Genomic DNA, 22,201 nt, shown 5'->3' with positions numbered 1-22,201 from the left:
TTGGGAATGCATAATTATGCATCATTTATGAATTATTTTTTTATTTTAAAAAACAAAAAAATCGCTTTTAAAGCGATTTTTTGGAAGATGCTTTATGATGAATTATTTAGTTTTTTCTATTTAAAACTTTTTCATTCTATATGATCCTATTAAATTATGTAATAGCTTTTTATCTAGACTATCAAAGGCTTTTTGAATCCAAATAGTCGTTGCTGCACAAGATTCCGCTGACCTCCAAAACTATAATTGGAAGGATGCGTTGATACCCGCCCTTATTCAGTCGAATTCGATAACTTTCTAGTATTAAGATTCCGAACCCAGATACTTTTCCGCGTAACGCAAAAAAATCTCGGCAGCCGGCGAGAGATAACGTCCTTCGAAGAAAAAGACAGCAACCGAACGCGAAAGAGGAGGGTCCAGAGGGATAATCGAAATTGTCGGACCCGGCGTTTCCGCCATCAGACGCGGGAGTACCGAAAGCCCGAGTCCCTCTGCAACCAGTATCCGCGGAGATGCGCACTCGTAGGTAATGATCGGCACAAAACCCTCTTTGATGCACGCCGTAAATACAAGCGAACGGATACCCGATCCTTCTTTAAAGGATACGAACGATTCCTCCCTTAATTCCCTGATCGAAACCGCTTTGCGTTTCTCTAGCGGATGTCCTTTGGCAACGGCTAGAACTAATTCATCGTCATACAGCGCTTTCGCGCAAACCCCAGGCGGGGGAATTAAGTGTTCCAACTGCGGCAAATGTTGATCGTCCCAGGCGTGGGCAAATGCGAGATCCAATTCGCCCTTCTTAAGAGCTTCAAGCAGCGGGCCGGTCGTGTTCTCCCTGATAAACACTTTAATCCCCGGATACTCCTGCCCGAACGCTACCAGCATTCGCGGCAGTCTGGTTTGCACCAAAGATTCTAACGCCCCTACCGTTACCCTCCCTCTCGGCTGATTGATGAATCCTTTGGCGGAATCTTTGGCCCTCTCCGCCTCCGCCAAAGTCTTTTCCGCACCGATAAAGAAATTCTTTCCTGCCTCTGTAAGCGTTACACCGCGGCCGGAGCGGTTAAAAAGCCTGACGCCGAGCTCCCGTTCCAGGTTCCCGATCTGCTGCGAGAGCGCCGGTTGGGCAACCCTCAGCCGCTCGGCCGCTCGCGTTAAATTGTTTAGTCTCGCGACCTCGACGAAGTAAACTAATTGTCTAAGCTCCATTTCCTAGACCACCTGTTCTCCAAGATATAAGTAAATCTTATTGCTACAATAACATAAATGTCTTTTCCTTATCAATTGAACCGTAGTAATGTAATCATCAACGACACACAGTTAGATTACGTTAGCATGGGAGGCTAAAAGGTGAGACCGGCAAATGCGGGAAAGTGGTATTTTGGATGGAATATTGTCATTGTCACTTCAATGATTACGATGCTGACGGTAGGTACACGTCTTGGAGCAGGGCCCTTTTTCAAGCCGATGTTGGACAGCCTGGGGATAAGTCGCACGCTTCTGTCTTCTATTTTTGCCGTTAGTATGATCGTGTACGGGATTGGTATGCCTATAGCCGGTTATCCCGTCGGCCAACTCGGTACACGTTTTGTTTTGTTGGCAGGAACAGCCATCATAGCCGTTTCCACGGTTTGGACGGTCTGTACGACAGACCCGGTCAGCTTTACGCTCGCTTATGGCATTTTACTATCCTTCGGCCTTTCTTTCACAAGTCCGATCGCAGTAACTCCTATCGTAAGCAAGTGGTTTACAAGGCAGAGAGGAAAGGCGCTATTTTATTTGTCTACCGGGGCGATGGGAGGGATCGCAACAATGACGCCTGCTTTTACATCCATGATTGAGTGGGTCGGATGGCGGATAACTTTGCTGCTGCTCGCAGGCTTGTTTCTTGTTTTGATTGTTCCCTCTACGCTAATTCTGAGTGACGATGCTCCCGTTTACACGGACCTACTCCCCGGACAAATCAAGACAAATCGGACCGATATTTCGGCGCCGATGATTTCATTAAATAAATGGACGGATGCCCTCGTGACACGGCCTTTTTTGCAAATTAGCATGGCAATTGTATGCGGTGTCGGCCTTCGGAGGGCTTGTATGGGCTGGGAGCACGGCGCTTTCTTCTGCCATTCTCGGAACCGTATACGGTCTCCGATGGCTGGGAGTTTTATACGGCTGGAGCTATTTCATTCATCAGATCGGAGGGGCGGTTGGTATCTTTGCTGCAGGATGGGGATATGAGTTTTTTGGGACGCATTTTTTCTCCTTTGGGATCGCGTCCGGTTTATTGGCGCTTGCCGTTTTCGTAAGTCTGCGGCTGCCTGATTGCGCAACCGACAAATTTTTAGAAAGAAGAGGAGCCGTAAAATGGGACTGACCGTTAGGAAAGCAGTAGAAGCAGACGTGCCGTTCATGTTAACAATCTACAATGAGGTTATTCGTAAGTCGGCGGCGACTTTTGATTTAGAAGTGCAATCTCTTGAACAGAGACTGGACTGGTTTGCCAAATTCGATGATCGTCATCCGTTACTCGTCGCAGAGGTCGAAGGGAAAGTGGCCGGATATTGCGGAATCCTGCCATTTCGGCAAAAACCCGCTTATTCACATACGGTAGAAGTATCCATTTATATCGATGAACTTATGCAGGGCAAAGGAATTGGGCGGATCCTTCTCCAGGAGATACTGGAACTGGCTAAATCTATAGACCACCATGTCATCATTGCAGGAATTGTCGGCGAGAATAAGGGCAGCGTTCGCTTGCATGAAAAGCTGGGTTTTACTTTTGTCGGAACTTTTCGCGAAGTCGGATATAAATTTGGAGAGTGGCACGACATTTCATTTTATCAACGGTTTTTATAGACTTTAGGAATGGTCATCTTATAGGGAGGAAGCCGAGCTCATCGCGGGCCACGCTACCGCGTTCGGGATGGATGCCTCCCTTCGACCCAACACCCGATATCGTAATCCATGTGTTTCATGCTCCTTTCCATCAACATCTCGTATTACTATCTTCGACACGTTCATATGGAAATTATTCGCAATAAAAACTGCGAAGACCATGAAGAAAAAACAAATAAAAAAAAATCACCCATCGGGTGACTTAACCTTCTAGCCGACCAAAGCCCTCATCCTTATTCAAGATGGGGGCTGTTTGATGCTTACGAAATTTTCATAAGATTAATCCTCTACAACTGCAGCTGCTGCATCAGCTCATCCTCGCCGAAGGCGAGTGGGTCGATACAGACTTCGCGATGATAGCCTTTTCCTTGTGTAAACCTGGTCAGCGGCGTGACAAACCGGTGATAAGCAATCCAATACTTATCGGTGCCCGGCTCCTGGAGAATCGAATGATGCCCGGTGCCGAGCATACCCTTTTCTTTATTTTTGAGAAGAATCGGGTAACGGTAAGTTACCGGCCCGTATAGATGCTCCGCCGTGCCATAGTTCACGTGGTAATCATCGCTGCCGGTATCGTCGCAGGACCACGTGAAGTGATACTGTCCGCCGCGCTTGAGAACGGTGACCGCCTCCCGGAAGTCGAGCAGGCCGACAAGATTCTCCATCGTATCCTCAATTACGCTTATCATATCATCGCCGAGCTGTACAATTGCAGGGTGTGCATTTCCAAACAATAGGTAAGCCCTACCGTCATCCTCAATAAAGACAGATGGGTCAATGACTTGTCCCATGGCGATACCAAGACGTTTCGTCTGTTCCATGGTAACTAGCGGCTGCGGATGCGCGCAAAACGGGCCTTCCGGAGACTCGGCAACCGCAACACCTATGGCGCTCTCTCCGCTTTTCATTTTGCCACAGAAATAAAAGTAATATTTACCATCTTTGCTGGCAATGGCCGGAGCCCATGCGCTGCCGACAGCCCAGGGTACATCTTCCGTGGCCAGATCCAAAATCATGCCTTCGTCTCTCCAAATACGCATGTCTGAGGAAGAAAACGCATGAAATTGCGTGCCCGACCAGCCTGTGAAGCCATCGGTTGTAGGATAAAGGTAATAGCGGTCGCCGAACTTCGCAAGATCAGGGTCGGCGAATTGTCCGGGCAGCACCTGATGTCCGTCGCCAAACGCCGCCAGTAGGCGGCTGCATTCAGCAGTGGTAATTGGGAGGACTCCGCCGTGGCGTTTCTTGGTTTTCCCCAAATCGAACGTCCCTTCCGGCAGAACCTGGAATACACCGCCTTCAAGATCGGAAGTTAGCAGGGGGAGGTAGCCCTTTCCTTCTGCAAAGCGATCCACAATAAGGCACCACTCATCGCGGTCGTTAAGCTTATATATTTGCGGGCCTTCCACACCAAACAATTCTTCCAAAGCCGGAGCGTGCAGATTGGTAAATGAGTCCTTATCCAGAGATGTGCCTTTTTCGACCCGGATATTCTTAGTCGTTTCATCCTTGGAAAAACGGTAGTAGGTACCGTTATGGGCAATGATTGTGGTGTCAATGATGTGGTTTTCCCGTTCAATATACTTTTCAGGCGCTGTAAAACTGCGAAAATCCCTGGTACGAGCGCTATAGATTTTTTGTTTCCGCTCTTTTTCATGCGGTTCCTGCGTCGCTGAGGCCCAAAACACAAAGAAATCGTCCGAGGTTTCGTCATAAATGGCCTCAGGCGCCCAAACGCAGCCGGCGCCCGGTACGCCAAGCGTGACTGCCCACGGTGAAGACCAATGCACCAGGTCGGCGGATTCCCAAATGATAATGTCGCGGCTTCCGACTGATGATGCTGCAGACCAGCCCTTTCCATTTGCGATACGGAGATCCGTGGCAATCAGATAAAACTTGTCCTCCTTGGGCGAGCGTACTAAAAACGGATCCCTTACGCCTTGTTCCCCCAGTTCGGAACGCAGAACCGGTAGGCCCGCGTTCAGGTCTTTCCAATGCAGGCCGTCCTCACTGTAGGAGAAATAAACCTGCTCGCCGTCAGGCTGTTCTCCGATAAAGTGCACTAAAAGATAACCTGAATATCTGCTATTATGTACTGACAAAATAAAGACCTCCTTAATGTTATCAAGACGCATAACTTCAGTTGAGCTAAATAACCCAACCGGCTAATACGGCCTTATCCTTTTAACGCGCCAATCATAACCCCTTTGACAAAGTACTTCTGAATAAGTGGATAGACGAATAAGATCGGGAGCGTAGCGATCATAATGGTTGCATACTTGATTGTTTCGCCGATCTGCACCTGCTGGCCGAACCCGAGTTCCCGGATCCTCCTTCTTTCACATCCTGAAGCAGTCCGTCTTCCCGCTCGTACTGTCTAAAATAAGCTGCGATCCCTTCGGCAACCGGCAGCATCTCTAAGGCGAACTCAAGATCGCCGTTTTGCTTGGCGTATTGCAACAGCTGCAGCGGCCATTGCAGCGAAAAATCGGCGATTTCCTGCATGAAGCTGCCGGGAGCGACAGCGAGCAGGCCCGGACATACCGCTTTTACCGACAAGGCGAAATCCCGCAGCGCTTTGCGGGTCAACCGGTAATCTCCGCTGAGGTACATATGCGAGTGGGCAATGATCGTATTGTCGCCGAGATATTGCCCTTTTTCGCGTGTCGGGCATTCCATGAACTGCTCCTGCGTCCCGTAATTAACCGCATTGCTGCATATGCGCCAGATGGAGTCCAGCCGGGCGTGAGAGGTCGAAAACGAGCAGTTGTCGTCATCCATCGGATAATGCCTGACAACGGCGGCAAAATGCTGCGGTTCGAGCGCCAAGCCTCCGCCGATTACTTCCACGTACCGGAACGCCTTGTAGTCGAAAAACTCGAGCACATCTCTCCCTCCGGACAAGGTCCAAAACTCCAGATATGTACAGTTGCATCTCAGCTTGTACCGGACATGAACCCCATCCGCATCCAGTTCTTCCCCGCACCGGATTTCTATATTCCCGCCATTCCTGCCTTCGGCTTCCATCATGAATTGGCCCGTTATTTCTTCCCAAAATCGACTACATAATGATCGTCAACAAGCCTGTGAATCGAACGGGGCTTTCGCGGGTTTTACTCATATTTCAATAGTAACAAAACTTTTATTAGACAATAAATTTTCGTTCAAAAAATAAAGTTCTTTACTCTAATAGTGTCCATAAGAAAGTATTGGACTCAATTAGGACAAAAATAAAATGATGATTATCATGGATTCTTCCTACAAAGAGTTTATGCCAAACTTATCCATAAGTATCTCTTTAAATAAGTTTTTGTCAATTTCTTTTTTATCTTCTTTTCCATCAATCCATTCGGTGAACGAGGTATCCGTTAGAATTATGTTTCCTCGTTGACTTTGCCTAGTGATTAATGGTCTCTTATTAAAACGAGATTCTTGATGCTCCGCTATTATCCTCTGTACCTCATTCAGTTCCGAAAGATCCTTAACTACAACTGTGGAATCAAACACATACCCTAGTTTCCAACAATCATGTTTATGTTTCAACCTCATATACAAAAAGTAATCACCGTACTCACTGTCCGCTTTTTCTACTTTAAATTTACCATTATTGGATATAACAATGTCCCCATTTAATGGGACTGGCTTTAGCGGTAAGTTCCCTCCAAATCCGGTGTCGACCAAATATTGTTGTCCATCGTGAGTTATGATATTGAGTACATGTGTTCTTCCTGTCGCGCTCCATCGTTGTCCAACATGGTCATAAGTAACACCTCTAACAAGGGTTGTATTAAAGAAATTTTCAATTAAAAATAAATATAAAATAGAATTTAGCTCATAACAAAGCCCTCCCTCATTTCTTTTGATTATTTTGTCGATTAGATTCTCTTTTGTAATGTCAGTAGTTCTATTTTCAATTACGCATAAATTTTCAAATGGGATTTCTCTTGCAGTCTTTTCAAGAACAATGTCTAAGTTTTCAAAAGTTAATATTTCGTTTTTTAAGATACCTATTCTATGACGAAATAGCAAATCTAACTTGTCCATTAAATCATTTACCTCCTAACAAACTGTGTACGAAATAATTTTAACATGAACTGAATAAGGCTGCCGTTCATTTTTCGCGGCTGCCTTTGTTTGGAGTTGTTTAGCGCTAGTTCAACGGCATTATTTTAACGCTTTCTCCGTTAGCACAACTTCATCTTTTCTTTTAATACCTCTGGGTTGTTCTATGAATATCATTACAAGCGAGTCTTGATTACTCTTTTGCGTTAAGGGCTGCTCGTTTCCTCTTTCATCAATCGATCGTGCCATCACACAATATTCTCCCACAGATCTTGGACACCAGTTTAGGACGAATCGCTGCCATTCCATATTCTCGCGCGGTTCAACACTTGCATCTTCTCAGGTTTCTCCCCCGGCGGGGGCTATGCCGGCCTAACACAGGTTATTGTCATTAACGGCACAAGAAGAGAGTGATGCTTGCTGACACGGATGAACCGATGAATGTTGGAACAGAACAGAATCCTGCGATTCAAGTGATCGAGCCGACGCCGTATATTTAATAAAACAACTAAATTATTGGTGCGGTTAAGTCCTAACCCTGTATCTTCAATAATCATATATGCTGCTGGGTGTTCATGAACAATTTGATAACGGTCACGCTGAGGAACGTCGAAAACTTCTACGACAACAGTATGAACAACTTCTAAAAGTTTTTTCAGACTTGCTTTATCTCGACCTTCTATAAGGTCAAAACGAAGTAAAGGCATACATTCTTTTCTCCTTCAATATTGAAATATAAATTTCTGGCGTTATAAATGAAACATCATTTTTACCCCAAGTTGCCAGAAACGGTGGTTGATATTCGCGAAGATACTGTTGAAAGAGTGGGTACATCTTTACATTATTTTAGTAATCAAAAATTAAATCTAGTTGTTTTTCGTCATTTCCGGGTCGAGACATATATGATATGTCGTCAATTTAAACCCTCCCATTTACAAATAATAACTTAAGCTTTCATATATCAAAATTGTTCGAATACCTCTTGCCGCTTTGCCTGAAAATGCGCGTGTTATTTAGTGGAGCCCTCTTGTGCTGACACGAGTGCTCGAATCAGAACCGTTCCCCTGCATAGAGGAAACTCTTTTTGACAAAGGCATCTGCTTGCTCGATGGTTTGTTTGACGATTTCAGCTGCAGATTGGTCTTTGGCTAACCTAAGACCCTGCCCCGCCCAGAGTGACATATACTCAGGGTCATTCGATTTTGCAGCTGCCTGTCGAATGTCTCGCGTCATAGCGTTTTGTATTGGGTAAGCAGGGATTGTTCCGGGATACTGATGCATGTCATTCATAAATTTTGTTCGAATACCTCTTGCCGCTTTGCCCGAATATGCGCAAGTAATTTCAGTGGAGTCCTCATTAGCTGAGAGGATCTTCCGTTTGTACGTTTCATGTGCGCCGCTCTCCGGACACGCCAGAAACGCAGTGCCCATCTTTACAGCAGCGGCCCCTAATGCGAGGCTCGCTACAAGTCCCCTTCCATCCATGATGCCCCCCGATGCGATGACCGGAATCGATACATGATCTACAATCTGTGGAACAAGAGCCATGGTGCCAATCAGTGATTCGGAAACATTTTTCAAGAATGTGCCTCGGTGACCTCCTGCTTCACATCCCTGAGCCACAATTGCGTTTACGCCGGCCACTTCCAAATGTTTAGCTTCCTCAACTGTTGTTGCAGTGCCTATTACGACAGTACCACACTGCTTCATGGCTTGGATCACGTCATGTGGTGGTATACCAAAAGTGAAACTAAATACCGGGATCTTCTCTTCAAGCAATACTTGCACTTGATCGTCGAACGATTCCGAAGACTTCAGAATGGATGGATTTTGAGCAATGCCAAGTTTGACACGGTATTTATTGAGATAATCTGTCATTTGAACGACTGCTTCTTCCGATTCTTCCGGTTGCTCAGGTACAAACAAGTTTACTCCGAAAGGCTGGTCTGTTAATTCTCTGATCTTTTGGATCGCGCCGCGGAGTTGTTCCGGCGTTAAGTATCCGGCTCCCAGATTGCCTAAGCCTCCGGCATTTGAAACTGCTGCTACTAAGTCGGGCGTCGTGGGCCCACCTGCCATCGGTGCTTGGAATATCGGGTATCGAATTTTTAGCGTGCGTGTTAACTCAGTTTCAAACACGGTTGAACGCCTCCTGTTATTGGTTTTGAATTAATGCGAAACTTATTAAATGTTTCTTAACAATCCCTTTTTATTGGTATTGACTGCACCGGTTATCAATATCATAACAGCGATAACGAGCACCAAAGTAGCAAGAATGAGCGACAGGCTGTAACTATGCGCCAAAAATGATGCAGAGCAGCAATTGAATCCTAAGATGATAAGATCTCCGGGTTTCCCAAGTTATGAACCCTGCGCCAAAGGCGGAAATAAGGTAACCGAAGTTATTACTTCCGGCCAAATACCTGGATTCCGTGACGGAAAGATGAGCTTGTGATTGCATCAATGGAAGTATGGAAGTGTATGAAAAACGTCCGATCCCCATTGCAATGATGATGATGAGCATAACAAATCCACCTATCATGGTCTTGGTGGATTCAAACATTTTCGTATGTTTAGTTCCTGCATTCTCCATGGAGAGAAACCCCTTTCTAAATTCATTGTAGCTCTCCATGGATATCGTGTAAAATGAATATAAACAATATTAAACATCAAAATTTTCAATATCTTGAACGGAGGAATGACGGTGGACATCCGGGACATGCAGATTTTTCTGGCTGTTGCAAACGAGGGGAGTATTACCAGGGCGGCCGAGAAATTGGAATACGTTCAGTCGAGTATAAGTATCCGTATCCAGCAGCTCGAAAGTGAACTAAAAACAGAACTATTCCGCCGTGGGCGGCATGGGGTTCGGCTCACAACATCCGGTGAGGCACTAAAGTCCTATGCAGAGAAAATTGTCTTTCTTACGCAAGAGGCGGAACGTGTCGTGGCAGATAACTCGATTCCAAGAGGGACACTTCGGATCGGATCGCTTGAAACCACAGCAGCCATTCGGCTGCCATATATTCTCACAGATTACCATAAGTCTTATCCTGAGGTCGATTTGACAGTAAAAACCGGAACGACGGAAGAACTCATCCATTTAGTGTTGAAGTACGAATTGGATGGAGCATTTGTAGCTGCGCCAGTTGAGCATGCAGAGCTCGATATTATAGAGGTTGGGGTTGAGGAACTTGCACTCATCTCAGGAGGACAATTCCCCTCAATTGATCGGCCGGAACAATTGCGAAATCTAACTTTACTGGTTTTTCGTGTTGGTTGTTCTTACCGCCGAAAACTCGAGGATTGGTTACATTTAAAAGGAATTATTCCTGCTAAGATCATGGAATTCGGAACATTGGAGGGAATCCTTGGGTGTATTCACGCCGGCCTCGGGGTCTCCCTTTTACCCCGCTCGGTGGTTGAGAGAGCCTTGGTTCAATATAACTTGCGATCTCAAAAAATCTCGGAAAAGCTCTGCAAAACACCGACTCTTTTCATTCGCCGCAAAGATGCCTATGAAACTGTAGCTGTGTCTGAGTTTATCCAGATTGCAAAACGTAGGTTCAACCTTATGGAACCCTCTTTTATTCAAGCAAAATAATCTTAAAAAGTCGTAAGAAGCTTTGGTGTTGGATGGTACATGTCGGACAGTTCTCCCTTGCCAGTACTTTAAGGCTGGTCTAAATGTTCGCGACCTCTCGAATGTCACTTTACAACGTCTCCGTAATGAGCGTAAATCCTTCGATCACGGCGTCTTCGTCAACCTCGATCAAGATACATCGTTTTCCTTGATAATTCACCTGTCTCACGTACTTTAAATCTTGCGGACTGACAGAAATCGTGGCTACCTTCGTATCAATCTTAATCGATTTCGAAGTGAACTTCGGAATGACGCTGCTCGCTTTGATTTCATAGTTTTTGTCGTCGACGACCGTTTGGAACGCTCGTTCCACCTTTTCCATCGTTACGTCCTCCACGCCGCTCACCGTCAGCATTCGTTCCACATCTTTATAATCCAGCTTGGGAGGCTCTTCTTCCTCGTGGGACTCGATGACCCGATGAATTTCCTCGTAAACATGAGCGATCGTAGCGGCATCAAGTTGTTCGCCCGCCACTTCCTTCACGATGTCCTCAAAAATGGCCCTCTCTTCTAGCGCCGTCAAGGTCTTCTCGGCATTTAAGACTTGCTCGATGAATTGCAGATTCGGTTCATTCGCTTTCCCCGCGCAATACAAAATGCGATTTACGTCGGAATAGTTGTCCGTCACGCTAGGGTAGAAAAAACCTTGCTCCGGCGAGTTCAATTTGATGATCGGGTCTACGAAGACATTATACTTAAATTCCTTCTCGACATAATCAAACATGAGCGTTTTCCGCTGTTGTTCCGTAGAATTCACGCTGCACAGAATGAACAGATTCGCGAACATCTCGTCCTTTTCGCTCTCATCGGCTTCTTCGTTCCTGATCTTGGTCGGCCGGGAATATTGTCCGCGGACGAAAGTAACCACCGTATCCTGTTCGTATTGGGTATCCACCAACATTTTCTCCACCAACAAGAGCATTAGATCTTGCCATTCTTCCGAATCACCGGTCACCAAACCTTGATGGAGAAGCACCTGCGTAGGCTGCTCCGCTTCCTCTTGAAACTTTAACTCGAACATCTTCTGATCTAATTCGCCAGTCAGCAGTTTTTTGAAATTGACCATATATAGTTCCTGCTTCTCCCTGTCCAATAGGGCAAACGGCTGGCGCTCGTAATGGTAGATCTCGTTGCTTTCCTTCATGATATACACGTTAAAAATTTCGAAAATATGAAGCATGTCGTGATCCAATTTAAATTGCTTGCGAATATGCGCGATTTCTTTCTTTATCATGATTCGTCAGTCAACTCCTTAGAAGTGTAATAGCCTTACCAGAATAAACCATGGCACTGAAAATATGTAACGGATGACCTGCCTTCCTGAGTATTCACATCAACACAAAAGCCCTTCATGAGAAGGGCTTCCACCGTTACTTCCCTTTATTTCCGTTCCAAACTAAGAGTGAACAGAACTCCAATGTCTCGTAATTGAAAATATAGCGTTAATTGACACTACTTATGAAGCGTACATGTTCTTTCCTATCACTTGGATGAACTACTTCCTGTATGTTAATTCATAATTATAGATTTCTCAACAATTTTAAGAACCTATCCTATCCTCACTACTTCTGAAAATTTTCTCAATAAATATGACACCACAAAAAAGAAAGCGGCGCAAAAAAAGAAAGAAAGTACTGTCATTGTAAGGAGCCCCCCATTATTGGGGAGCCCTGCAAAATACCTTGGTTTTATAATGAAATCCATGAAAATGAAGGTTTTTTCCCAAAATTGAGGGTAAAAAAACAAAAATGCAGTCCGTTCTCTCCTAAGAGGCGGGCTGCATTTGTTCTATTAACTTCACCATCCGCTTTGCATTTACAACGAAAGCGGTAAGCAGGGCCTGCATTCGCATGCGAAATAAACCTCGGTATTTGGCCCTGGTCATCCCGTGATACCTTTTCAGTTCTGCATTCTTATGCTCAATGATCGGTCGACGGCGAATACGTTCTTTGAACGTATCCGAGAGATGCAGGTTCTCCCCGTGCCTATTTCCTTTAATCACCAATAATCCGGTTCGTTCGAGCGGCTCAATACCATGTTTGATGGCGTTCTCCACGATGGGTTGAAGGATCATTTTTGGGACAAGACATCCAAGGCATTCCGTGCGAATGTCATATTCCACTTGTAATCGATTCCCAAACCGGATTTGATGAATGAAGATATAGTTTTTAATAATGCTCAATTCTTCTTCCAGCGAAATCATATCGGGTCCCTTGATACTGTAACGAAAAAACAAGGAGAGCGCTTTTGTAAGTTCGAATATTTGTGAAGAATTCTGTCTCACAGCAAGCCCTTTAATCGATTCCAGCGTATTGTATAAAAAATGGGGGTTGATTTGGCTTTGCAAAAAGCTGAGTTCCGCTCTCCGTTTAATCAATTCCGTCTCGTAGAGGACACGCTTGCTTTCCAGCAAATGATCCGTCAACTTCTCAATTTCCGCCAACATTTCATTGAAACGAGAAGCCATAATAATCATTTCTGCATAACCATCTACTGTGATTCGTTTGCTGAGATGTTTTTTTTCACCGAGACTCACTTCTCCCATCAGCCTCATAAACTTCTTCAAAGGCTGCAGAATGTTGTTGCTTACGTACAGAAGAGGTATGATCATCAATAAAAGTGCGATTGCGACCATGATAAGCTGCTGTCGACGAATCTCATTAAGACCTTACAGGAGCACACGATTCGGCATGGCGATAACAATTTCACCGCCCAAATCCGGAATAGCTTCCCTCTGAATCATATATTGACTGTTAGGATTCAACAATTTATCTTTGGGAATCGGCTCCCCCAGATTGCTTGAATCGTCATTCGTATAAAATAGCCTTCCGTTACGATCATCCATGTAGACTAAGGCACCCTCGGGTAAATTGACAGGCTTGCCGTCGCCGAAAAGCAATCGATTATCTAATACCAGCAGCAAAGTGCCGAGTTCATTTTTGTCGGCATCAAAATCAGTTATTGAGTAGATAGGTGCTCCCGCCACCAATACCGGCGTTTCATGGTAAGGAAAACCAATCATTTTAAGTCCCAAAAAATAGGACAAGTTATTTCGCGGAATCTCCCGGGAAATTGCTGCGAGTTGATCCGTATTGGCAAGGAGATTGGAGACAGCGCCATTTTTTTCGACTAGCGCGATATCCAGAATTCCCGATTTCATTCCCGCCATATCTGACAAATAAGCCTTCAACTGGGAAAACAATTCAACCTTTTGGGCTAAATTAGTAGCAGTCAAATAGTTTTGTACGGTTTGTCCGTTGTAGGCAACCGTTTCAATAATTCTTTGAATATCTTTGCTATTCGCAGAAATGGATTGATTCAGCTGCGAAATAACACCTTTGATATAATCGCTGTTATTCCTCTTTACAACATTGATCGCACTATAATAATTCGCCGCCATGATCGAAAGCATAACCGCAACAATGAATAAACCTAGTAAAGATAGCTGCAGCATGATGGGAAGTTTTTTCAAATAGGATAGTTTCATGTGACATGTCCTTTTTTTATCCTGGATTTCGAAACAATTGTAAAGGTGCGCCAAACCAAGGATAATGGAATCTGCCAAGAAACCCAAAAACCTTGAGAGGAGCACCTATAAACGATAATAATCCTCAAGTAAAGTGGTGCCGGTATTTTCCATAAACGACTTCCAACTCGGACAAATCATGGGATTTCACAGATGTTTACTACAGCAAAATCCCGCCACGTCGGGTTTTTGGCTCACTGCTGTCATTTGGGAAAAACTCTTTCCCTCTTTGGATATTTGGGAATTTTCGTTATTGTTAAGTGCGAACTTGCGTTAAGATTATTGGACACACATAATGAAGTGTAAAGGACATCTCGAGGTCATTTTAGGGAACAAAACCAAGAATCTGCAAAGAAGGGATTGATCAAGTGGAGCTCCCGAAAGTTAGTGTCGAAAATATGAACGTCAAGATTTCGTTAGGCGGGTTATTATTAAACGTTCTGTATGTCAGATTCGGGTACTTTTATCAATCCTTTCTCGAACACAGCCATAGCATGAAAAGCTATGAACTGCATTATATTCCTCGAGGACAAGGAATCTTGGTAGCAAGCGGCTCCAAATATCCGATACATCCTGGCACGCTATACATGACTGGCCCGGATATTGTGCACGAGCAAATTACGGATCTTTCCGACCCTATGGCGGAATACTGCATATGCTTTGAAGTGTTGGCCAATCAAAGTAACGATGATCCGGAGCTGTCCTTTATTGCAGAGCAATTCGTTCAAACAACCTTTTGGTTCGGTCAGGACAAGCAGAATTTGATGCAATTGTTCGAGCAGCTCTCCTATGAAACTGCCAACCGGTATGTCGGCTACTACCTGACGATACAAAATATTATCGAGCAGATTGTCATCAAGCTGATCAGAAACTACACAAACAATTATCCGACATCCTCCGCTATGCCGCTTAAAACCTTGGACGACGAGAGAATCGTTATCATTGAAAACAGCTTTCTGTCTGACTTTCATGATATAACTATTCAGCAGCTCGCCCAAAAATTGGGGCTAAGCGTCAGACAGACGGAGAGAACCATTCAACAGTATTATGGCATGTCGTTCTCCCAAAAAAAGACCAGGGCAAGAATGACGGCCGCTACTCACCTTCTTACTATGACCTCAATGTCCATTAGCGAAATAGCGCGACATGTCGGTTTTTCTTCACTGGAACATTTTTGTGCCGCCTTTAAGAAATACTACAATGTCTCGGCAGGGGAATATCGCTCCTTACGCAAGCCCTCTGATCTCAATGTGACATCCCAATGAAGACACATTACAAACCGAGGCTATCCTGAATCATTTACATGATTTCAACATAGCCTCGATCTGCCTTTGCTGTTTTTCTGAAACGTCCTGTTACACCTCATTCAAAAATTATATACCATGAACATCACATCTATCGGACAAAATAAAATCAACTGTAACGTCTAAACCGGAATGCAGCGTTAAGCGAATATGTTTACCATATTCATCGCAAAGCGCCTTTGTTTCTTGGGCGTTAACCATGGCTTTTATCCACGGAATGCCTGCTTTTAATTTGATTTCATTATGATCTACAACTGATTTTAATGTAACACGTACAACGTTGGTGTCCCATATTAACTCTTTAACTTCCACTCGAGTCCTTGCCATCAATCCGTTTATGGACCCCGATTTCCATCCGGTAGGCAGCGCCGGAAGAACTTCAATTTCACCTGTATTGGAGAATAGCAGAGCTTCATTTACTGCTCCAACTGTACCAAATAAGGTATCCGTACAATAACAGTCGCTTCTTCTGTTTGTGTCATGGTCCGTCATCAAGGAAGTGTAGTAACCGGAATCTGCCATCATCGGCAGAAGGGAAGAGACGACCCCGTCACCGTTTTTTAACCTGGCGTAAACAAGAGCCTTGTGCATCCAGCCGTGCCCCGCTGTCGCGTCCCCTGTATTATATTTATTTCTGTTCTCGATGGAGATATTGGCAGCTTTCATCAAATCCATATTGTTCTGCGTTTCATACGCAGGCCATGCAGGGTAGAGATGGCTCAAATGGCGGTGATTGTTGTTTTCGGTGTATTCATTCATCGCCCATTCGCGTAATGCGCCGTCCTTATCGACTTTGTAATCCGGCAACAGCGCCAGCAACGCTTCCCATTTGGCAACTGCGTCTTCATATCCGTCGCGCTTTATTGCTTTCTCCATGGTTATGACCATATACAGACCATCTCGCGCCGCGGAAATATCCATTGTGGCATTTGCCGTAATCGTACTGTTGTAACCGATTGGATTATTCTCCGGCGAATAGGTAGGGATCAACATATATTTCTCGCCTGGATTTAGCGCTGTCTTCCCTTTCTCATAGCAAGCATTACCGTTTTTATCCGTATAATATTCCGGCGTACATAGCTGCTCCCAGAAATTAGCCTGCTTTGTCAGCAGCGGAAGCAAAATATCCTTTTCCAGATCCAAATATCCCTTTTCGATTAATTGACCGAATTCTTTATCCGTCAGCCCACCGTCCTTTACACTGAGAAGCGGTTTCAGATTATGGATTCTCATGTTGTCATGGATTGGAATCTGACGGTTGCCGTAACACTGCCAATACTCGAAGATGGGAAGCAGACACCAGCTTGCCCCTGCATTCCAGTATTCAAATGGATAATCATTATCGTATTCCACTTGCATCCCGCGGTCGCCATCCGAATTTACAGACACCTGAAGCGCATCATGCATCCCGTAAGACATTCGCGCATTGTATTCGAAATCGGGGGCATTTCTCAAGAAGAATGTAATATACCCAAGCTGCGCTAGCGTGAAACGGCCTGTATTCATGGGGGAAACCTGCAAATTCACGTTGGCGTCGAGGGTATAGATGCCACGCCATCCGGGATTCCATTCTCCGGTCCACATTCCATACAACCGCGGCGCGCTTGAACCGCTGCAACAAATTAAGGCATATCGTCCCTGGTTGTACACCTGCTCCATAAAAGCGTGATTGATTTTGGTTTTCGATGCCTTTTGCGCGTTGATTAGCGATAAGTTGTCTGCGCTCTTGTCATCCTCGTCGCCTTGAAGCGTAAAACATACAGCGTTAAATTCTGCGGACTGTTTTTGGGCATGCGGTGCAAGTGCGGCGTTGTAATCGAAATTGCCGGAGGAATCTTTATATTTTTCCGAGACAGCATTCGTGTTTTTAAAAACATTATCAACTATATCGTATTGCGTCATTCCGGCAAAATCTTCGCTTTTGCCCATATCAAATGTCCTGCTCGATTGCGTTATTAAATATACGGCGTCGGCATCGATCACTTGAATCGCAGGATTTTGTTCCGTTCCGACGTTCATCGGTTCATTCGTGTCAGCAAGGAGTACTCTCTTCTTGGATCCGTTAACAACAATAACTTGCGTCAGGCCTGCATATCCGCCATCGATCAATTCGCTTCCCGGGTAGGACGGGTAATGGGCAACCTGTGCGATATATGCCGCATTCGGATCCACCAGCTTTTTGTATTGGAGTGCCGAAAGCTCGGACGCGCCATCCCGCGCTTTGTACATACCCGAGATGTCGTCAATGGAGATAATCATGTTGATCTTTGCGCCGGCTGAGGATTGTTCAATCTTCGTAATCGAAACATTGTCTTCTCTGGATGTAAACGAGGTTCGAATCCACTCACCGAATTCATCGGTGTAACGCACACCGGTTTCCGCCGTCTCGTAATTCGTCCATCTTTCATACCCGGACACGGATCCCTTATCCGTCACGCTCAATCTGAGCTGGTGTCCCGGATGGTAGCTGTAAAAAAAGGTTCTTTGCCTAGTTGTACCGTCCGGAAAAGTAATCTTCCATTGATCATTCAGATGAAAAACATTCCATCTGGCCTCGGCAAGCTGCCCCGTTAATTCTTCCGGAATCACTCTTGGATCTCGGGACGGATAGTTGTACCACATATATTGAAAAATAAAACTGTCCGTATACGGCGAGCCTGACGTGATATACCCGTTTTCGCCGTTTCCGCTAATCATGCCTTCCCGCCACGCTAATCCGGGATTTATTGTTGGCACTTCTTTATAGGTGTTAGTGTAATTTCCTTTTTCGTACATTCGTGCGGTTCCCGATCCTTTAATCATGCTATTACTCTCCTAATCTGCTCGTTATATTAATTATTATATCGAGTAGGAGAAGCTCCATGAATCGTTCAGAGCGACATAATAGAACACAAATATGTCGCAATTGTGCAGGGGTGCAGAGGAAGCCCTATTCAAACAACATAACAACAACAACATGCTGACTTTCACAACTCCGTCAAACACTTGTCATTCGTTGCTCACATTTATGTGAAATTAATCACATACTTTCGTATATGATAAAAGTATAGAAAGAACGATAGAGCAGGTGAATATATATGGACAAATACCGCAAACAGGAAAAGGCGCTAATCATCCTATGCGCAGTGGTTGCTGTGATCATGCTTATTTCTTGGAGCCGTCATTTATTTGCATAAAAGGAGATGGTAATATGCACTACGATCCTGTGCTTTACAGCCGCATGCTTACCGAGCTTACTCTCGCGTTTCACATTATTTTCGCTACGATCGGGGTCGGTGTCCCCTTGATGATCGCACTCGCCGAATGGACAGCGATTAAGCGCAATGACCCGTATTACTCGCTCATGGCGCGGCGCTGGGCGCGCGGCTTCGTGATTACCGTCGCTGTCGGCGTTGTGACCGGAACGGCAATTGGCCTGCAACTAAGCTTACTATGGCCAAGCTTCATGCGGATTGCCGGGCAGGCGATTGCGCTGCCGCTGTTCCTGGAGACTTTCGCTTTCTTTTTTGAAGCGATCTTCCTGGGCATTTATTTGTACACGTGGGACCGTTTCAAGAAACCTATGATGCATTTTTTGCTGCTGATCCCTGTCGTCATCGGCTCCTCCGCCTCCGCGTTCTTTATTACGACCGTGAATGCTTTCATGAACACGCCGCAAGGCTTTAAGCTGCAAAATGGGATCATCACCGACATTCAGCCGCTGGTTGCAATGTTTAATCCGGCTACGCCGACGAAAGTTGCGCATGTGCTCGCTTCGTCCTATATGACGAGTGCTTTTATACTTGCCGCGATTGCCGCTTTCTCTTTATTGAAAAAGAAAGATACGCTCTATCATCGCAAAGCGCTTAAACTCACAATGACTGCAGCTCTTGTTTTCTCGCTGTCCACCGCTCTTGTCGGCGATCTTTCCGGTAAATTCCTAGCCAAATATCAACCTGAAAAGTTGGCCGCCGCCGAGTGGCATTTCGAGACTTCGGAGAATGCTCCACTGGTATTGGGCGGGTTCTTGACTAAAGACAACGAGATCAAATATGGGCTCAAAATCCCTTATGCCCTAAGTATTCTGGCTCATGGCTCTCCGACGGCGGAAGTCCAAGGCCTGAATGAAACCCCGGTCAAAGAGCGCCCGCCGCTCTATGTACATTACATTTTCGATATGATGGTCTCCATCGGTATCTTCCTCACCCTGTTGGGCTTCATCTACTTATGGGCACAGCGCAGAGCTCATAAAAATCATGGCCGTTACCCACGCTGGCTGCTGCGTCTGATTACGTGGTCAGGACCGCTCGCCATGCTCGGCATCGAATGCGGTTGGGTATATGCCGAAGTCGGACGTCAGCCCTGGATACTCCGCGGCTTTATGAAAACAACCGAAGGTGCAACCACTTCCACGCATGTGGATACGATGCTCGTCCTATTTTGCTTCCTTTACATTTTGCTCGGACTAACCGTCATCAAAGTACTCGGCAAGCTCTTCAAAAACAATGACGTTCAAGAAGAACTGATCGCCCGCGGCATAGAAGGAGGGGAAGCCTGATGAACTATGAAACGATCGGCATCTCCGTGCTATGGATATTTTTATATGGCTACCTGATCGTGGCCTCCATTGATTTTGGCGCCGGATTTTTCAGCTATTACTCCTTCATCACGGGGCGAAAACATCTTGTTCACAACATCATCGAACGCTACTTATCACCTGTCTGGGAAGTGACCAATGTATTCCTGATCTTTTTCATGGTGGGTATCATCGGCTTTTTCCCGGATACTGCCTATTACTATGGCACGGCGCTGCTCATACCGGGAAGCGTGGCCATCATTCTGCTCGCGCTGCGCGGTTCCTATTATGCTTTCAGCAATTACGGCTCCAAAGACAACAAATTCTACATGCTCATATATGGGGCCACAGGCCTGCTTATACCGGCGTCACTCTCGACCGTACTGACCATCTCCGAAGGCGGATTTATCATGGAAAAAAACGGCAAGGTGCTCTTCCTTTACGGAGATCTATTCCGCAGTCCTTATTCGTGGGCCGTCGTCCTGCTTGCAATAGTCAGCGTGCTTTATATTTCGTCCATGTTTCTAACATACTACGCGGCTAAAGCACGGGATAACAAAGCTCTTGAAGTCGTTCGCGGTTACGCACTTGGCTGGAGCATGCCAACGATCCTATGCAGCTTACTCGTTTTTTTCGCGATCAACGGTCATAATCCGCAGCACTTTGGTCGAATGGTTGATTTGTCCTGGATGTTCGCCGCATCGTTTCTATGTTTTCTAATCGCAATTTTTCTCGTCTGGAAACGCCGCGGTTACGGCTGGGCTTTTCTATTCGTAATGCTGCAGTTCGCCTTTGCCTTCTTCGGTTATGGCGCATCGCATCTCCCCTACATTTTGTATCCTTACATTACGCTTTATCACAATTTTACAAGCGATACGATGGCGCTATCTTTGATTATTGCTTTCATTGCCGGATTGCTGCTGTTAATTCCTTCACTTGCTTTACTCATGAAGCTGTTTCTGTTCGATGCCTCTTACGTTCAAGGCAAGTCTTCCAAGAAAGGATGATGCTGATATGGATTTCGAATTTTTTTTAATTATGGTCGCCCCGATACTGATCGTCTTGACTTCGATCTTTTTTCTATTCGCCTGGTTTGCAAAAGGAAATGATGCATCGATGGAGTAATTATAAAAGTATCTCAATCGATAAGAATGCGAGGGCAAACCTTGAAATCTACATCAAATCGAAAAACTTACAATGAATCCGTCGTATACTGGCGGCAGTACCAGCCATTTATGCCTGAGGATATGCGGCTAAAACCCGGCAACCTTCCCTTGGAGGATTGGTGGAAATGGCGTGATTTTCATATACACTTGGATCGCATGCCGGTCGAACAAGCACCGGTTAAAGTGATTTTGATTCACGGCGCCGGCGGCAACGGCAGACTTCTCGCACCTTTCGGCTTGCTGCTGCAACGTGAAGGTTACGATGTGGTCGCTCCTGATTTGCCCCCATATGGTCTTAGCTATCATGAATGCGGACAAACCGCAGATTATCCGATGTGGATTGAAATGCTCAGCGATCTCATTCAAGCTGAAATCGATCGCGATGGCAAGCCGATCATCGTAATCGGTACAAGCATCGGGGGCATGATCGCTTACCATGCTGCTGCTCACAGCCAGCAGGCAATCGGTGTTATAGCCACAACCTTCGCTGATACGAGCAGGCAAGAAGTTCGCGATCAAATTGCTCCGAATCGGATGATCAGCCGGCTTGGCAAACTCTTGCTAGACCGGTTTCCATTTGCCCTGGATCCCATTCGAATACCAATCACTTCGGTATCCAGAATGCATTTGATCACCAATAACCCGGAGCTTACCAAACTGATTAAGCATGATCCGCACGCAGCCGGAATTAACATTCCTTTGCGCTTGCTGCGCACTTTTTTAAATGCCAAACCCGCCCATACAGCCTGAGCATTTTACACAATGTCCTGTCCTGCTTGTTCATCCGGAGATCGATCCGATGACGCCATTTCCCATTTCAGAGCCTTTTTTCAACCGGTTAGCCTGTGAAAAAAGCTGCGTCATTCTGGAAGGGGCCGGCCACTTTCCGATCGAACAGCCCGGCGTGGAACAAATGATACAAGCTGTTAAAAGATTCATTGATAGGCTCGTTAAATGAGAAAACGTCTATCGACGTACTTTCGAAGATGAGCGACCGCTATCTTACCCGAATACTTTGCGGGGACCCCAATGAGCGGAAGTTTTATC

At 45.5% G+C, this 22,201-nt stretch carries 20 protein-coding genes and 3 pseudogenes; 8 read left to right on the top strand and 15 right to left on the bottom strand.

Annotation, left to right across the window (positions count from 1 at the left end):
• Positions 1-303 precede the first annotated feature (303 nt).
• Positions 304-1,212, bottom strand: a complete 909-nt coding sequence (locus ICC18_RS21980) for a LysR family transcriptional regulator (RefSeq protein ID WP_188176594.1) — start codon at positions 1,210-1,212, stop codon at positions 304-306.
• Between the two features lie 141 nt (positions 1,213-1,353).
• On the opposite strand from ICC18_RS21980, the gene ICC18_RS21975 reads away from it, so the two are divergent.
• Positions 1,354-2,241, top strand: a complete 888-nt coding sequence (locus ICC18_RS21975; RefSeq protein ID WP_312029579.1) for an MFS transporter — start codon at positions 1,354-1,356, stop codon at positions 2,239-2,241.
• Positions 2,242-2,367: 126 nt separating this feature from the next.
• On the top strand, positions 2,368-2,859 hold the full coding sequence (locus ICC18_RS21970; protein ID WP_188176593.1) for a GNAT family N-acetyltransferase: 492 nt from the start codon (positions 2,368-2,370) through the stop codon (positions 2,857-2,859).
• A 326-nt stretch (positions 2,860-3,185) separates the two neighbouring features.
• Here ICC18_RS21970 and ICC18_RS21965 read toward each other — a convergent pair whose 3' ends face one another.
• The 8 genes and pseudogenes from ICC18_RS21965 to ICC18_RS21935 form a co-directional block, all read right to left on the bottom strand.
• Positions 3,186-5,000, bottom strand: coding sequence for a glycoside hydrolase family 43 protein (locus tag ICC18_RS21965; RefSeq protein WP_223192754.1), 1,815 nt, complete (start codon positions 4,998-5,000; stop codon positions 3,186-3,188).
• A 74-nt stretch (positions 5,001-5,074) separates the two neighbouring features.
• Positions 5,075-5,194 (bottom strand): annotated as a pseudogene (locus ICC18_RS33905) (carbohydrate ABC transporter permease); the annotation flags it as partial.
• Positions 5,161-5,925, bottom strand: a complete 765-nt coding sequence (locus tag ICC18_RS21960) for a family 78 glycoside hydrolase catalytic domain (protein ID WP_262495887.1) — start codon at positions 5,923-5,925, stop codon at positions 5,161-5,163. The pseudogene ICC18_RS33905 and the gene ICC18_RS21960, both read right to left, overlap by 34 nt.
• A gap of 231 nt (positions 5,926-6,156) precedes the next feature.
• Positions 6,157-6,942 carry an arylamine N-acetyltransferase family protein gene (locus tag ICC18_RS21955; protein ID WP_188176590.1) on the bottom strand — a complete coding sequence of 262 codons (786 nt, stop codon included), beginning with the start codon at positions 6,940-6,942 and terminating at the stop codon, positions 6,157-6,159.
• 120 nt (positions 6,943-7,062) lie between these two features.
• A complete protein-coding gene (locus ICC18_RS21950) occupies positions 7,063-7,209 on the bottom strand; it encodes a hypothetical protein (RefSeq protein WP_188176589.1) in 147 nt (48 codons plus the stop codon).
• Between the two features lie 251 nt (positions 7,210-7,460).
• A pseudogene (locus ICC18_RS33900) lies at positions 7,461-7,667 on the bottom strand (tautomerase family protein); the annotation flags it as partial.
• Between the two features lie 343 nt (positions 7,668-8,010).
• A complete protein-coding gene (locus ICC18_RS21940) occupies positions 8,011-9,099 on the bottom strand; it encodes an NAD(P)H-dependent flavin oxidoreductase (protein ID WP_188176587.1) in 1,089 nt (362 codons plus the stop codon).
• A 154-nt stretch (positions 9,100-9,253) separates the two neighbouring features.
• A complete protein-coding gene (locus ICC18_RS21935; RefSeq protein WP_223192753.1) occupies positions 9,254-9,553 on the bottom strand; it encodes a YbfB/YjiJ family MFS transporter in 300 nt (99 codons plus the stop codon).
• Positions 9,554-9,664: 111 nt separating this feature from the next.
• Between ICC18_RS21935 and ICC18_RS21930 the strand changes: the two genes are divergently transcribed.
• A complete protein-coding gene (locus tag ICC18_RS21930) occupies positions 9,665-10,564 on the top strand; it encodes a LysR family transcriptional regulator (protein WP_188176586.1) in 900 nt (299 codons plus the stop codon).
• A 109-nt stretch (positions 10,565-10,673) separates the two neighbouring features.
• Here the strand turns inward: ICC18_RS21930 and ICC18_RS21925 are convergent, their stop codons facing one another.
• From ICC18_RS21925 to ICC18_RS21915, 4 genes and pseudogenes are all read right to left on the bottom strand, one after another.
• Entirely contained in the window at positions 10,674-11,837 is a 1,164-nt protein-coding gene (locus ICC18_RS21925) for a DUF4317 domain-containing protein (protein ID WP_188176585.1), read from the bottom strand.
• 531 nt (positions 11,838-12,368) lie between these two features.
• Complete coding sequence (locus ICC18_RS34815) at positions 12,369-12,677, bottom strand: sensor histidine kinase (RefSeq protein ID WP_376745660.1); 309 nt, start codon at positions 12,675-12,677, stop codon at positions 12,369-12,371.
• A gap of 63 nt (positions 12,678-12,740) precedes the next feature.
• A pseudogene (locus ICC18_RS33890) lies at positions 12,741-13,049 on the bottom strand (histidine kinase); the annotation flags it as partial.
• A gap of 222 nt (positions 13,050-13,271) precedes the next feature.
• A complete protein-coding gene (locus ICC18_RS21915; RefSeq protein ID WP_188176583.1) occupies positions 13,272-14,090 on the bottom strand; it encodes a cache domain-containing protein in 819 nt (272 codons plus the stop codon).
• Positions 14,091-14,497: 407 nt separating this feature from the next.
• Here ICC18_RS21915 and ICC18_RS21910 point away from each other — a divergent pair, with 407 nt between their 5' ends.
• On the top strand, positions 14,498-15,394 hold the full coding sequence (locus ICC18_RS21910) for an AraC family transcriptional regulator (RefSeq protein WP_312029578.1): 897 nt from the start codon (positions 14,498-14,500) through the stop codon (positions 15,392-15,394).
• Positions 15,395-15,502: 108 nt separating this feature from the next.
• Here ICC18_RS21910 and ICC18_RS21905 read toward each other — a convergent pair whose 3' ends face one another.
• The gene (locus ICC18_RS21905; RefSeq protein WP_188176582.1) at positions 15,503-18,235 is read right to left on the bottom strand and encodes a glycosyl hydrolase family 95 catalytic domain-containing protein; all 2,733 of its coding nucleotides are present in this window, start codon (positions 18,233-18,235) and stop codon (positions 15,503-15,505) included.
• 388 nt (positions 18,236-18,623) lie between these two features.
• Between ICC18_RS21905 and ICC18_RS21900 the strand changes: the two genes are divergently transcribed.
• Genes ICC18_RS21900 through ICC18_RS21890 form a run of 4 tightly spaced genes read left to right on the top strand, consistent with a single transcriptional unit; the run spans position 18,624 to position 21,904 of the window.
• Complete coding sequence (locus ICC18_RS21900) at positions 18,624-19,970, top strand: cytochrome ubiquinol oxidase subunit I (RefSeq protein ID WP_188176581.1); 1,347 nt, start codon at positions 18,624-18,626, stop codon at positions 19,968-19,970.
• Entirely contained in the window at positions 19,970-20,995 is a 1,026-nt protein-coding gene (locus tag ICC18_RS21895) for a cytochrome d ubiquinol oxidase subunit II (protein WP_188176580.1), read from the top strand. The genes ICC18_RS21900 and ICC18_RS21895 overlap by 1 nt, the downstream gene beginning before the upstream one ends.
• Positions 20,996-21,002: 7 nt before the next feature.
• The gene (gene cydS / locus ICC18_RS34810) at positions 21,003-21,113 is read left to right on the top strand and encodes a cytochrome bd oxidase small subunit CydS family protein (protein ID WP_376745657.1); all 111 of its coding nucleotides are present in this window, start codon (positions 21,003-21,005) and stop codon (positions 21,111-21,113) included.
• A 41-nt stretch (positions 21,114-21,154) separates the two neighbouring features.
• Positions 21,155-21,904, top strand: coding sequence for an alpha/beta hydrolase (locus ICC18_RS21890; RefSeq protein ID WP_223192752.1), 750 nt, complete (start codon positions 21,155-21,157; stop codon positions 21,902-21,904).
• Between the two features lie 30 nt (positions 21,905-21,934).
• On the opposite strand, the gene ICC18_RS33885 is transcribed toward ICC18_RS21890, so the two are convergent.
• Positions 21,935-22,093 (bottom strand): hypothetical protein, encoded by a 159-nt coding sequence (locus tag ICC18_RS33885; protein ID WP_223192751.1) that lies wholly within the window; start codon positions 22,091-22,093, stop codon positions 21,935-21,937.
• Positions 22,094-22,201: the final 108 nt, after the last annotated feature.

It is taken from the genome of Paenibacillus sedimenti (genome assembly GCF_014534655.1).
Lineage (GTDB): Bacteria > Bacillota > Bacilli > Paenibacillales > NBRC-103111 > Paenibacillus_E > Paenibacillus_E sedimenti.
This window is presented reverse-complemented; position numbering and strand designations above follow the sequence as displayed.

Excerpts from the sequence above, each read along its gene's own strand:
- ICC18_RS21980 (WP_188176594.1), bottom strand. The coding sequence starts at position 1,212 with ATGGAGCTTAGACAATTAGTTTACTTCGTCGAGGTCGCGAGACTAAAC.
- ICC18_RS21970 (WP_188176593.1), top strand. The coding sequence starts at position 2,368 with ATGGGACTGACCGTTAGGAAAGCAGTAGAAGCAGACGTGCCGTTCATG.
- ICC18_RS21960 (WP_262495887.1), bottom strand. The coding sequence starts at position 5,925 with ATGGAAGCCGAAGGCAGGAATGGCGGGAATATAGAAATCCGGTGCGGG.
- ICC18_RS21955 (WP_188176590.1), bottom strand. The coding sequence starts at position 6,942 with ATGGACAAGTTAGATTTGCTATTTCGTCATAGAATAGGTATCTTAAAA.
- ICC18_RS21950 (WP_188176589.1), bottom strand. The coding sequence starts at position 7,209 with ATGGCACGATCGATTGATGAAAGAGGAAACGAGCAGCCCTTAACGCAA.
- ICC18_RS21935 (WP_223192753.1), bottom strand. The coding sequence starts at position 9,553 with ATGGAGAATGCAGGAACTAAACATACGAAAATGTTTGAATCCACCAAG.
- ICC18_RS21925 (WP_188176585.1), bottom strand. The coding sequence starts at position 11,837 with ATGATAAAGAAAGAAATCGCGCATATTCGCAAGCAATTTAAATTGGAT.
- ICC18_RS34815 (WP_376745660.1), bottom strand. The coding sequence starts at position 12,677 with ATGATCCTTCAACCCATCGTGGAGAACGCCATCAAACATGGTATTGAG.
- ICC18_RS21915 (WP_188176583.1), bottom strand. The coding sequence starts at position 14,090 with ATGAAACTATCCTATTTGAAAAAACTTCCCATCATGCTGCAGCTATCT.
- ICC18_RS21905 (WP_188176582.1), bottom strand. The coding sequence starts at position 18,235 with ATGATTAAAGGATCGGGAACCGCACGAATGTACGAAAAAGGAAATTAC.
- ICC18_RS21900 (WP_188176581.1), top strand. The coding sequence starts at position 18,624 with ATGCACTACGATCCTGTGCTTTACAGCCGCATGCTTACCGAGCTTACT.
- ICC18_RS21895 (WP_188176580.1), top strand. The coding sequence starts at position 19,970 with ATGAACTATGAAACGATCGGCATCTCCGTGCTATGGATATTTTTATAT.
- cydS (WP_376745657.1), top strand. The coding sequence starts at position 21,003 with ATGGATTTCGAATTTTTTTTAATTATGGTCGCCCCGATACTGATCGTC.
- ICC18_RS33885 (WP_223192751.1), bottom strand. The coding sequence starts at position 22,093 with ATGAATCTTTTAACAGCTTGTATCATTTGTTCCACGCCGGGCTGTTCG.